This is a genomic window from Streptomyces toyocaensis (assembly GCF_000725125.1).
GTDB classification, from domain to species: Bacteria; Actinomycetota; Actinomycetes; order Streptomycetales; family Streptomycetaceae; genus Streptomyces; species Streptomyces toyocaensis.
The window spans coordinates 104752-115770 of sequence record NZ_JFCB01000015.1 but is presented as its reverse complement, the minus strand read 5'-3'; the positions used below and the strand labels follow the sequence as shown (position 1 = coordinate 115770).

At 72.6% G+C, this 11019-nt stretch carries 12 protein-coding genes and 1 tRNA gene; 6 read left to right on the top strand and 7 right to left on the bottom strand.

Features of this window, described 5'->3' with window-relative positions; all coding sequences use genetic code 11:
• Positions 1-513: 513 nt before the first annotated feature.
• The 4 genes from BU52_RS17900 to BU52_RS17885 are packed head-to-tail and all read right to left on the bottom strand — an operon-like array spanning position 514 to position 5662.
• Complete coding sequence (locus BU52_RS17900; RefSeq protein ID WP_037935415.1) at positions 514-1857, bottom strand: O-antigen ligase family protein; 1344 nt, start codon at positions 1855-1857, stop codon at positions 514-516.
• 6 nt (positions 1858-1863) lie between these two features.
• Positions 1864-3291, bottom strand: coding sequence for an exopolysaccharide biosynthesis polyprenyl glycosylphosphotransferase (locus BU52_RS17895; protein ID WP_037935414.1), 1428 nt, complete (start codon positions 3289-3291; stop codon positions 1864-1866).
• Positions 3288-4532: a glycosyltransferase gene (locus BU52_RS17890; RefSeq protein ID WP_200881210.1), complete on the bottom strand. Its 1245-nt coding sequence runs from the start codon at positions 4530-4532 to the stop codon at positions 3288-3290. The genes BU52_RS17895 and BU52_RS17890 overlap by 4 nt, the downstream gene beginning before the upstream one ends.
• Before the next feature lie 44 nt (positions 4533-4576).
• The gene (locus BU52_RS17885) at positions 4577-5662 is read right to left on the bottom strand and encodes a hypothetical protein (protein ID WP_037935412.1); all 1086 of its coding nucleotides are present in this window, start codon (positions 5660-5662) and stop codon (positions 4577-4579) included.
• A gap of 320 nt (positions 5663-5982) precedes the next feature.
• Between BU52_RS17885 and BU52_RS17880 the strand changes: the two genes are divergently transcribed.
• Complete coding sequence (locus tag BU52_RS17880; RefSeq protein ID WP_037935410.1) at positions 5983-6741, top strand: hypothetical protein; 759 nt, start codon at positions 5983-5985, stop codon at positions 6739-6741.
• A 158-nt stretch (positions 6742-6899) separates the two neighbouring features.
• Complete coding sequence (locus tag BU52_RS17875; protein WP_037935408.1) at positions 6900-7172, top strand: hypothetical protein; 273 nt, start codon at positions 6900-6902, stop codon at positions 7170-7172.
• A 176-nt stretch (positions 7173-7348) separates the two neighbouring features.
• Here the strand turns inward: BU52_RS17875 and BU52_RS17870 are convergent, their stop codons facing one another.
• On the bottom strand, positions 7349-7588 hold the full coding sequence (locus BU52_RS17870; protein WP_037935404.1) for a chaplin: 240 nt from the start codon (positions 7586-7588) through the stop codon (positions 7349-7351).
• A gap of 311 nt (positions 7589-7899) precedes the next feature.
• Here BU52_RS17870 and BU52_RS17865 point away from each other — a divergent pair, with 311 nt between their 5' ends.
• The 4 genes from BU52_RS17865 (at position 7900) to BU52_RS17855 (ending at position 9451) form a co-directional block, all read left to right on the top strand.
• Positions 7900-8172 (top strand): hypothetical protein, encoded by a 273-nt coding sequence (locus tag BU52_RS17865; RefSeq protein ID WP_037935402.1) that lies wholly within the window; start codon positions 7900-7902, stop codon positions 8170-8172.
• Positions 8173-8338: 166 nt separating this feature from the next.
• On the top strand, positions 8339-8623 hold the full coding sequence (locus tag BU52_RS33735; RefSeq protein ID WP_235216367.1) for a hypothetical protein: 285 nt from the start codon (positions 8339-8341) through the stop codon (positions 8621-8623).
• Positions 8624-8784: 161 nt separating this feature from the next.
• Positions 8785-9054, top strand: a complete 270-nt coding sequence (locus tag BU52_RS17860) for a hypothetical protein (RefSeq protein ID WP_037935400.1) — start codon at positions 8785-8787, stop codon at positions 9052-9054.
• Between the two features lie 121 nt (positions 9055-9175).
• Entirely contained in the window at positions 9176-9451 is a 276-nt protein-coding gene (locus BU52_RS17855) for a hypothetical protein (RefSeq protein WP_037935398.1), read from the top strand.
• Positions 9452-9520: 69 nt separating this feature from the next.
• On the opposite strand, the gene BU52_RS17850 is transcribed toward BU52_RS17855, so the two are convergent.
• Both BU52_RS17850 and BU52_RS17845 read right to left on the bottom strand, forming a co-directional pair.
• Positions 9521-10492 (bottom strand): alpha/beta fold hydrolase, encoded by a 972-nt coding sequence (locus tag BU52_RS17850; protein WP_107061199.1) that lies wholly within the window; start codon positions 10490-10492, stop codon positions 9521-9523.
• 383 nt (positions 10493-10875) lie between these two features.
• A tRNA-Arg gene (locus BU52_RS17845) sits at positions 10876-10951 on the bottom strand.
• Positions 10952-11019 lie beyond the last annotated feature (68 nt).

Below are 11019 nucleotides of genomic sequence, written 5' to 3'. Positions count from 1 at the left end.
TGCGCGTGCCGTATTCGGCCGTGCGCGTGCCGTTGCCGGGCGGGCGGAGCTTGGTTCTTGCGGTCCCGGGTGCGCCGGGCGGGGTGGTGTCCGGCAGGGTCGTGCGGGCCCTGCCCCTGCCGCCGGGGCCGGTGCCGTTGTCGGGCGGGCGCGTGCCGTTGTCGGGCGTCCCGGCCGCGCTCGGGCCCGGTCCGGCCGGGTGCGGACCGGTTCGCGCGGTCCCGGGCGTGCCGGGCGCGGTCGTGCCCGGCCGGGGCGTGCGTCCCGCGATCCCGCCGGGCGGGTTCACGGCAGGGCCGTCCCGGCCGGTCACGACGCCGCCCGGGGCGGGGCCACCGCCCCCGGACCGGTACGGTGCAGGGCCGTACGGGTCGCGGCCGGCGGGCGCGGGCGTGTGGGCCCCGGACGCGCCGGGTCCCGGCTCGGGACCGTCGGTCTTGAGGCCGCCGGACCCCGCGCCGCCGGACTCCGTGCCGTCGGGGCCGTGCCCCGGGGACTGTGAGGGCAGCACCGTCATCGCGCCACGGCCTCCTCCAGCCGCCCGGGTACCTGGTCCCGGCACGCGGCGTCCGGCCGTTCGCCGGGAGAGAGGGCCCACCACGCCGTCAGGCCCAGGGCCACGCCGGTGAGTACCGTCGAGGGGCCGCCGATGTCGCCGTACAGGAAGTCGGTCAGCAGCCACAGCAGCAGGCCGCAGGCGACCAGGGCGCAGTCGAGGCCGGGCCCGCGGCGGCGCACCCGCAGCAGCCCGCCCACCGCGCACACCAGCAGCGCCAGCCAGCTCCCGACCAGCGTGAGCAGACCGACCAGGCCCTGCTCGCTCAGCACCAGCAGGTACATGCTGTGCGGCGAGAGCAGCGCCTGTTTGTGGTACGTCTCGCCCGCGCCGTCGATGTCGCTGCCCGACGACAGCGCCAGGGTCGCGTGTCCGTCCCGGTACTCGGGGAAGCCCTTCAGCCCCACACCGGTCAACGGGTGCTCACGCCACATGCCGGTGGCCGCCGCCCACAGGGTGTACCGGTCGATCACGGACTGGTCCGGGGCGTCGGTGACCTGCGTGATGCTGTCGATCCGCTCCTGCAGCATCGCCGTACCGACCCCGAACCCGCCCACCAGGATCACTCCCGAGGCGACCACGGCCGCCCCCACCTTCAGTGCCCGCCGCAGCCCCGCCAGCACCAGCTGCACGGTGCACGTGACGGCGGTCGCGATCCAGGCGCCCCGGCTGAAGGACAGCGCCAGCGGCAGCATCAGCACCAGCGCGCAGCCGCTGGCGACCGCCCGCTGCAGCAGCGGCGCCCGGCCCAGTGCGAGACCGGCCGCGCACACCACGCCCAGGGACACCGCCGTCGCCATGCCCATCACGTCCTGAGCCCCGAAGGTGCCGACCGCCCGGATGGTCTCGCCCTGGTAGGAGGCGCCGGTCCCGGTGACGTACTGGTGCACGCCCACGGCCCCCTGCCACAGCGCGAGCCCCACGAACGACCAGGCCAGCACCCGGAAGTCGGCCCTGCCCCGGAGCAGCACCAGCACGGTCGCCGGCACGAGCACGAAGACCTGCAGATAGCGGCCCATGCCGCCGATCCCCGCCGCCGGGGAACCCGCCCCCATGGCGGCGAGCGCGAGCCCCACGACCGGCAGCCCCAGCAGCACCGCCGCGCGGGGCGACAGCGGTCGCCGCCGTTCCCGCAGCAGGCGGAGCACGCAGTACCCCACCGCCAGCGCGGAGACCACGTCGGCGGGTCCCGCGCCGTCCCCCGTCGGCGGCAGGGCCAGCAGGGCGACCACCGCCACCAGCGGCAGGACCGGCACCAGCGCGGCGGCCCGGCGCGGCAGCGGCATGAGGACGTGGCTCACGGGCCGTCAGCTCCCCGTCGGGCGGACCAGTGTGGCCGCGGTGCGCAGCAGGATGCAGATGTCCTGCCACAGCGACCAGTCGTCGATGTACGCGTTGTCGAACCGGCAGCGGTCCTCGATCGAGGTGTCCCCGCGCAGCCCGTGGATCTGCGCGAGCCCGGTGATGCCGGTGCGCATCCGGTGCCGGGCCGCGTAACCGGGGTACGTCTGGCTGAACTGCGCGACGAAGAAGGGTCGTTCGGGACGCGGGCCGACCAGGCTCATGTCGCCCCTGAGCACGTTCCACAGCTGGAGCAGCTCGTCGAGCGAGGTGCGCCGCAGCATGCGGCAGAACCGGCGCATCTCGTGCTCGTTGGCCACGCTCCACCGGGTCGCCGACTCGTGCTCGTCGACCGGGCGGTGGGTGCGGAACTTCAGCAGCGTGAACGGCTTCCCGTCGCGGCCGATGCGCTCCTGCCGGAACACCACGCCCGGCCCGTCACTCATCCGCAGCGTCACGGCGCACACCAGCAGCAGCGGGCTGACCAGCAGCAACAAAGTGCCGGACACCAGGATGTCGAGCATCCGCTTGCCGATGCCGCCGCCGCGCGCCGGGGCGAAGTCCAGCCGCCGGCAGGAGAACCCGGCCAGCCGTTCCCGCGTCGGGTACGGCGCGGGGTCGGCGTCGACCTCCCAGACCACGCAGCCCGACTCGGCCAGCGACCGCAGCAGCGGGCCCTGTTCGGCGCGGACCGAGGGGTGGACGGCGAGCACCGCGCGCACCCCGTTCTGGATGACCGCCCGCTCGACCTCCTCCTCCGTGCGCAGCACGGGCAGGCCCTCACCGCCCTCCGCCTGGCCGGCGACGATCCCCACCGGCCGTACCCCGCAGCGCGGGTGGCGCAGCACGGCGGCGGCGACGCGCTGCGCGGTCGCCGCCGGGCCGACGACGAGTGCGGCGTGCGGGTGCCGCAGCAGCGCGGCGCGCCGCCGCCCGTGCACGACCGCGCGCAGCACACAGCCCGCGGCCACCTGCACGGCGAGCCCCGCCAGCACGGTCCCGGCGGACAGCGCGTGCTCCGGCCGGTACGCCGCCCACAGCGCCGCGGTCGCCAGCCAGGCCACCGCGCCGCGACCGCACACGGCGGGCAGTTCGTCCAGGAATCCCGGTGCCGGCGTCCGCACGCCGCGCGGACGCAGCAGCAGCGACAACCCGATCAGCAGCGCGACGAGCAGAGAGGAGGGCCGCGCGGAGGCGAGCACCGGCGCGGCGAGCAGGACGGCGGCACCGTCCGCGACGAGGAGCGGCACCGGGGAGTCCGGCCGTGCCGGGGGCCGCGAGGCGGGCAGCCGGGGGCCGTGGTCGGTGCCGCGCGGCGGCATGACGGAGACGGGCGAGAAGCCGTGGTCCCGTGGCGGTACGCCGGGGGAGGGCACGGTGCGTTCGGCGGTCACGAGTGGATGGACTCCCTGTGCTCGGATGGCTCGACGTGCGGTGTCGTCCGGTCGGCTCCGGCGTCCCCGGCCGCCCGGTACGCGCGCGCCCATGTCGCGGCCGGCCCGGTGCCGAGCAGATCGCGGTAGACGCCGGCGACCGCCCTCGCGGTGTGCCGTACGTCGTGGAGGGACAGCACATGGCGGCGGCCCCGGTCGCCGAGGGACGTTCGCAGTGCCGGGTCGAGCAGCAGCGCGGCGACGGCGCCCGCCAGGGCCCGCGGGTCCTCCGGCGGCACCACGCAGGGTGCGGCGAAGGACCGCGGCAGGCTCTCGCGGGCGCCGTCGACGTCCGTCACCACCACGGGCCGCCCGCAGGCCATGGCCTCCAGCGGGGCCAGCGCCATGCCCTCCCAGCGGGACGGCAGGACGACGAGATCGGCGGCCTGATACCAGGGCGCCGCGTCCGCGACGGCGCCGGCGAACAGCACGGACCCGGGGGCGGCGGCGCGCAGCCGGTCGCTGTCCGGTCCGTCGCCGACCAGGACGAGACGGGCGTCGGGCACCTGGCGCAGCACGGCGCTCCAGGCCCGCAGGAGGACGTCCTGCCCCTTCTGCCGGCACAGCCGGCCCACGCACACGGCGAGCGGCGCCCGCGCGCCCAGGTCGGCCGGCGACGCGAGAGAGGCCCGCACGGTGTCCGCGGGGGCCGGGCGGAAGCGCTCGGGGTCGATGCCGTTGGGTACGACGGTCCACCGGCCGTCGATCCCGGCGCGCACGCCGGTGGCACGTTCGGCCTCGCTCACGCACACCACCCGCGCGGCCCAGCGTGCCGCCCAGCGTTCCCAGCGCAGCGCGAGGGCCGCGGTGGAGCCGCCCACGGCCTCGAACGACCAGGCGTGCGGCTGGAACACGGTGGGGATCCGCCCGCGCACCGCGAGCCGCCCGGCGAGCCCGGCCTTCGCGCTGTGCGCGTGCACCAGGTCGGGGCGCACCTCGTCGAGCAGCCGGGACAGCCGGCGTACCTCCTGGGCCAGGGACGCGCCCGGCGACCGCGTCGCCCGCCAGGACAGTACGCGCGCGCCGAGCGACCGCAGGTGGCCGCTGAGCGCGCTGTCCGGGCAGGCCGCGGTGACGTCGAACCCGTCCGCGAGCTGGGCCCGGACCAGATCCGTCACGACCCGCGCGACCCCGCCCTCCACGGGCTGGGTGAGGTGCAGGACCCGTGGCCGGCGGCCGGGCAGTGACAGGTCCGTGGACACGGCTTCCTCGCTCGCGCTGTGGTTCGGGACGGCGGACAACGCGTTCACCGACGGGCGTCGACGGCGGCGAAGAGCACGCCCGCCCACGCGGCGTCCCGCTGGGACGTGAGCCGGACGGTGGCCCGGTCACCGGCGCGCGGCAGGCCCGTTCCGAGGTCGAACACGTCGGAGTCGTAGCCGAGGGTGTTGGCGTACGCCGGTACCCGGGCCGGGGCGCCCGCGGGGTCGGAGACGGTGGAGTTCAGCACGTCGTCGAGGGGGTTGGCCCCGTCGCCGAACGCGGCGGACGGACCGTCACCCGTGGCGAGGGTGAGGGAGTCGCCCGTGGTGCCGCGGTCGCCGTTGTACGCGACCAGCCCGACGCGCCCCCCGGCGCCCGCGGCGTACGGCATGTCGCGCAGCGCGACCGCCACGCCCTCGCGCGCGCCGAGCGGCTGGAAACCGTCCCAGACCGACAGGTGCCGCAGGGGTTCCGCCGGGTTCTCGTACGCGACCACCAGCGTCCAGCCGCCCCAGGCGCCGGCCGCCGATCTGCCGCCGGCCACGTTGAGCTGCGCCACGGTGTACAGGCCCGGCACGCTGTCCCGCACCAGCCGCGTCACGTCCGCGGAGGCCTGGAAGGCGTCCGCGCCGTCCGCCACGCGGTGGCCCACGACGGTGTCCGCGAGCAGTTCCTTGTAGTCCCCGCCCGGTTCGGCGATCAGCACCCGCTCGTTGTCCGCGGCCGGCTTCTGCTCGCCCACGAGCAGGTTGCCGCCCCAGTACAGCCGTGCGTACGTCACGCGGGACCCGGCGGGCAGCCGCACCTCCGCGCGGGAGGAGTTGTAGGTGTTCGGGTCCTTGTCGACGTCGATGTAGCCCATGTCGAAGCCGCCGTTCACCCCGGGCGCGCCCGCCTGCACGTCCCGGCACGTGGACGCCTGGGCGCGGCAGGTGTGGGAGGAGTTGGCCGCGCGCACGATGTTCCCGTGCTGGAGCGTCCGGTACCGCTCGCCGAAGGCGAGGCTGTCGGCCTCCGGCGCGGGCGCGACCGGCGCTGCGGCCGCCGCGCCGCAGGGCGTCCACATCGCGGCGAGGGCGAGGACGCCCACCGTCGTACGGCGAAGCAACTGACCCAGGGTTTGACGCATGACCGTCGGAGCCTTTCGGAACGGGTGGCGGCGGCAGGCAGCAGGGACGAGTGCGATGCGTCCGCCCATGAGGGTGCTTCGGAGGTTCGCAACTCTAGTCACCAAACGGACAAATTCACCGAAATTCGGCGAAGGGTGGCAAGTGTGTTGGAATCGTGAAACCGGGTTTGCTTCGCGACCGGCCCCGCGTACCGCCTCAACTGGCGGAACGCGCAGGAGGGTGAAGCGGCCACGCGCCGAAAGGCGTACGCCCGGTTGCGGGAGGCGGCGGGCCCTCTCACGGTGAGTTCAAGATCCGCAACCCCGTGAAAGGAACCTCCATGCGCGCTCTGCCGGCACGGCGTATCGCATTCGGCGCACTGTGCGCCGCCCTTCTGGCCGGAACCACGGGCCCCGCCGCGATGGCGGCCGACTCGGCCCCCGTACGCGGCCGGGCGGCGTCGTCCGCCGAACTGCTCGCACAGGTCGGCAGGGCCGACGCGCACAAGGGTGAACTCGCCCCGGTCGTCCACTTGGTCAAGGCCGTGCTTGAGGCGGACGGCGGCCGGCTGGCCCCCGACCGGGCCAGGGAGCTGGGCGACGCCGCGAGGGCCGCCGTGGCCGGGGCGGACGACGACGGCCCGTCCACCACGATCAGCATGACGACGGTGACCACGACCACCGCGACGTCCAGCACGGGCACGTCCGCCGTGACCCCGGCCCTCGTCCCGCCCGCGACGGCTCCGGTGCTCGTCCCGCCCGCGACGGTCGCACCGGCCGTCCCGACCGGCGTGCTCCTGCCGGCCGTCGACACCGCCGACCCCACGAGCGACGCGCTGGACGCCGTGCGCGAGGCGCTGGAGGACTTCCTGGACCTGCTGCTGCCCGAGGACGACACCACGGCCGCCGGCCAGGCGGACGATCAGGAGCCGTCGGCCGTCGACGATCTGCTGGCCCGAATCGACGAGCTCGTCGACGCGCTGACCGGCGTGGACACCGAGGTGTCCACGCTGCCCGCACCGGCCGGGGCGACGACGCCGGCGTCCACCACGCCGGCCACGCTCCCCGCGCTCACCCCGCTCCTCCAGCCGGCGTCGTGAACCCCGTCCGCGGCGGCGCACACCCCGTCAGTCGTTCATAGATTTCATATGAGGACTCGGCAATCTTCGGCTTCCCGGTTTCCGCTGGGGCCAAGGATCGTTGAGCACGGCGACAGAATTCCCCTCCGGCGACCCGCGTTGCCGAAGAAAGGAACACGATGAAGTCCCTGAAGGCTGCCGCCGTCCTTGCCGGGTCCCTGATCGCCGCCGGTTTCGCCGCTCCCGCACACGCCGCGGACTCCACCGACCTGGCGTCCACCGGCCTCGACACCGGTCTGCGCACCGCGGTCCCCTTCGAGCTCATGCCGCTGTACGACTCGGACTCGCTCGTCGACTCCAAGGACGACTCGCTGCTCGGCACCACGAAGGAAGCGGCGGCCGTCGTGAACGAGGCCAAGCCGGTGCACGGCGACGTGGGTCTGCGCGCCTGAGAACCAGGTCCTGCGCCTTCGGCCCCCGGTCCTTGCCGGGGGCCGAATTTCTTTGTCCGGCCGTGACCGCTTCGGATACGGCATTCGGATACGGGAAGAGCCCCGGCGCGCGGGCGCTGCCGGGGCTCTCGGGGTAACTGCGACGGACGTCCGTAGCCGTAAGTCCCTGTAGTGCGTTACTTGTTCACGCAGACGTTGCCGACGGCCGGGTTGAGGAAGCCGACGAAGTTCACGGTGTTGCCGCACACGTTGATGGGCGCGTGGACCGGAACCTGGACGACATTGCCGGACGCGACGCCGGGTGAGTGGACCGCCGCACCCTCGGCGCCGGAGTGAGCCGAGGCCATTCCGGCGCCGCTGAGCACCACGGCGCCCGTGCCGAGAGCCACGGTGGCCGCCTTCGCGATGCGAGACATCACGTTCTCCTTACTGGTTCTGTTAAAGCGGCAGCATGAGCGGCCGCACTCCCCGCTCAACGCGGGACACCGGTCCGGGTCACGGGGTATGTCCAGGGATCACTCTTTGGTCCGTGTTTGCGGTGCCTGTGGACTCGACGCGCCACGTCGTTCGGCCGTCCGGCGTCCTCGCACAGGGCTCTGACCTGCCTCTCCACGAGAAAACTACGCAATTGGGCGTTTCGGCTACCAAAAGTCGCAAAGGTCGCTTACGTTAGCACCGTCAGTGACCGGTCCGTTGCGGACCGTGTCCACTCGAGAACGGAGAGGTAATGCGCAAGTACCAGAAGGCCGCTGTCGTCATGGCCATGCTCGGCAGCGTCAGCTTCCTCGGCGCGGGCGCGAGCTTCGCGGGCGAGGGCCCGGAGTTCGAGCTCAACAACAAGCAGGCCAACGCCTGCTCGCAGGAGAACACGATCCAGGGGCTCGTCAACGTCACCGACGTCAACGTCCCGATCGCCGCGCTCCTGGGCCTCAACAACGTCGAGGACTCCACCACCAACGCCGTGCACTGCGCCAACGGTCTCGCGATCGGCGGCAAGTGATCACTGCCAGGTGATCTGGCACGTCCCGGGGCCCGGACCATGTGTCCGGGCCTCGGGCCTGCCCGGCTCCACGACTGGCTCACACGTCCGGAACCGGCCCGCCGTCCAGGCGCCGGAGGCGATCGATGGGAGAAGACAGATGATCAGGTCGAGAAGAATCGCGTCCGTGGCCGCGGGAGTCCTCGGGGGTCTCGCGCTGCTCGGTGCCGGCGCCGTCCAGGCCTTCGGTGCCGAAGAGCCCGGTGGGTGCGTCGACGACGGCAGGGGCACAGTTCGCTGTGTGCAGGTGACCGAGGAGCGGATCGCGGTCGACAAGGACGGGACGGTCCATCACTCCACCAACGGCTCCAAGCCGGTGTGCTCCACTTCGGCCGGCAAGATTTCCTGCACCAATGACGTGACCACGAAACGCAAGGAATCTACATCCCGTCCTCGGTTCGTCGGTTATTAGGATTGTCGAATAGGTGCTTTATTGCGCCACGCGTGCCTATTCGGGGTAATTCCCGGGTTCGGCGTTTCGCCTACTGATTGCCGCAGTGAATTCGCCTAATCTTGGCGAATGTCAGAGGCCGGTCCATTGCGGACTGTGTCAACGCGAGAAATGGAGAGGTAATGCGCAAGTACCAGAAGGCCGCCGTCGTGATGGCCATGCTCGGCAGCGTCAGCTTCCTCGGCGCCGGCATCAGCCACGCCGGCGACGAGCCGAGCGCTGAACTCAACAACAAGCAGGCCAACGCCTGCACGCAGAAGAACACGACTCAGGGTCTCATCAACATCGACGACCTGAACCTCGCGCTGGCCATCCTCGGTCTCAACAACGTCGAGGACAACGACACCGACGCCGTGCACTGCGCCAACGGCCTCTCGCTCGGCGGCGAGTGACCAACTCCAGGTGAGGGGGCAGGTCCGGGTCCCGGCTCATGTGCCCGGGTCCCGGGCCTGCCCCGTTCGGAAGCAGTACGACTTCGCGCACCGCGGGGTCGACCTTGAGGGAATAAGGCAAATGATCAAGTCGAATAAGATCGTGGCGGCGGCCGTCGGGATCCTGGGAAGCTTTGCCCTGATCGGTGCCGGCGCCGTTCAGGCCACGGCTGCGGAGATGGCACCCCAGTGCGCCGACGACGGCAAGGGCAACGTCCGCTGCGTGCAGCACGAGTACCGGGTCACCACGGGCGAACACGGAAAGCTCCGCGTCAACAACGAGTCGACGCAGAACTGCACCGGTTCCCACGGGATGACGTGCGTGTCGAGCCTGACCGTGCCCGGCGAGAGGTCCTGACACCTCCGTCGGCCATGAGGAAGGGCCGGGAACCCGACAACGGGTCCCGGCCCTTCCTCATGGCTTCCGTCAGACCGGCGCCGGAGCGTGGGCGGCGCACGGAGACTCGACGGGGGTGCAGTACGGCAGGTCGTCGACGGGGCGGTCGGTGCAGAACCGGCCGATGAGGTCCGCCGACTCCTGCCTGCGCTCGACCGTGACCAGGTGGTCCGCCTCCTTGACGGTGGTGAACAGCGCACCGGGCATCGTCGCGGCCAGTTCGCGGCCCATCTGCGGGGTGCACAGGGTGTCGTACTCCCCGGTGAACACCAGGGACGGCACGACGGGGACCGGCAGGGGCCGGTAACAGCCGTGCGTCACCAGCCGGGTGTTGTGCTCGACCGCCTTGCTGATCTCGTCCGGCGTCTGGTTCACGAACTGCCGCTGGAGCAGCCGCGCCACGGCCGCGTGCCGGCGCACCTTTCCGGCCCCCGGGTTCGACATGAACAGCCGCACCAGCCCGTCGGCGGCCTGCTCGATGTCACCCCGCGCGAGTGTCTGCGACAACTGCGGCACGGCCTCGCTGTAGAGCCCGGGGAGGCGGATGGCGGCGCCGGCGAAGACGAGGCGCCTGACGAACTCCGGATGGCGCTGCGCGAAGCGGAGGCCGACGACCTCGCCGAAGCACCCGCCGAACAGGTTGACCTCGGGCACGTCGATCTCCACCAGCATGTGCCGGACCGCGTCGGCGAGGAAATCGATGTCGTACCGGGCCGGGAGGAAGTCCGAGCTGCCGTAGCCGGGAAGGTCGACGGTGATCAGTGTGCACAGCGGCGCCAGCCACTTCTCGTGGCTCTGCCAGGAGTACCGGTTCTGCGACGAGCCTCCGAGCAGCAGCAACGGAGCCGTGCGCGGCGCGCTCTGATGGACGATCCGGCAGGTGTAGGCGAACCCCCCGAAGGCGAGCCCCCGCTCCTCCACCTGCTCCGGCGCCGGAGGGAGGGGCGGCCCGGAGCACCCCGTGCGGGGTGAGTCCTGGGCGGCGATGACGGCAGTGCGCATGAGCGGCTCCGGGAAGGGCGGAACGACGGAGAACCCTCCCATGATTACCAGCAATCGCGCCATTCGGGCGTAATCACTCAATTGTGGGCGATCCCGAAGAAGTCGACCGTTTGACGGCCGTCGTACGGAGTCTCTGGCGGCCGGTCATGGCGCTCTCGCGGACTATGCGGGCCACCCCGCGTGCCGCCGTCTCGATGCGGCCCGGCTGCCGGGTTCCGTCAGGTGTGCCGAGGTGTCCGGAATGCTCGCAGCCGGCTGGGAGTCTGGGGGAAGGCCGCCGGCCGGCCGGCGAGGCCCGCTGGACGGACGCGCTGGGCGCCGTGGCCCTCGGAAGATCGCGCAACCGGTGGCAACCGTGCGCTGCTCACCTGTGTCATGGCGGGTGGCGCCCCCGGCAGGACTCGAACCTGCGGCCAAGCGCTTAGAAGGCGCCTGCTCTATCCACTGAGCTACGGGGGCCGGTGTGGTGGCCTGTCGCCGCGGTGGCCGGTTCTGGCCTGTCCTCGGCGTCGCCGGAGACAAGGATA

Bases quoted from the DNA above. Each gene is read 5' to 3' on its own strand.
- BU52_RS17885 (WP_037935412.1), bottom strand. From the start codon at position 5,662: ATGCGTCAAACCCTGGGTCAGTTGCTTCGCCGTACGACGGTGGGCGTC.
- BU52_RS17880 (WP_037935410.1), top strand. From the start codon at position 5,983: ATGCGCGCTCTGCCGGCACGGCGTATCGCATTCGGCGCACTGTGCGCC.
- BU52_RS17870 (WP_037935404.1), bottom strand. From the start codon at position 7,588: ATGTCTCGCATCGCGAAGGCGGCCACCGTGGCTCTCGGCACGGGCGCC.
- BU52_RS17860 (WP_037935400.1), top strand. From the start codon at position 8,785: ATGCGCAAGTACCAGAAGGCCGCCGTCGTGATGGCCATGCTCGGCAGC.
- BU52_RS17865 (WP_037935402.1), top strand. From the start codon at position 7,900: ATGCGCAAGTACCAGAAGGCCGCTGTCGTCATGGCCATGCTCGGCAGC.
- BU52_RS17875 (WP_037935408.1), top strand. From the start codon at position 6,900: ATGAAGTCCCTGAAGGCTGCCGCCGTCCTTGCCGGGTCCCTGATCGCC.
- BU52_RS17855 (WP_037935398.1), top strand. From the start codon at position 9,176: ATGATCAAGTCGAATAAGATCGTGGCGGCGGCCGTCGGGATCCTGGGA.
- BU52_RS17850 (WP_107061199.1), bottom strand. From the start codon at position 10,492: ATGCGCACTGCCGTCATCGCCGCCCAGGACTCACCCCGCACGGGGTGC.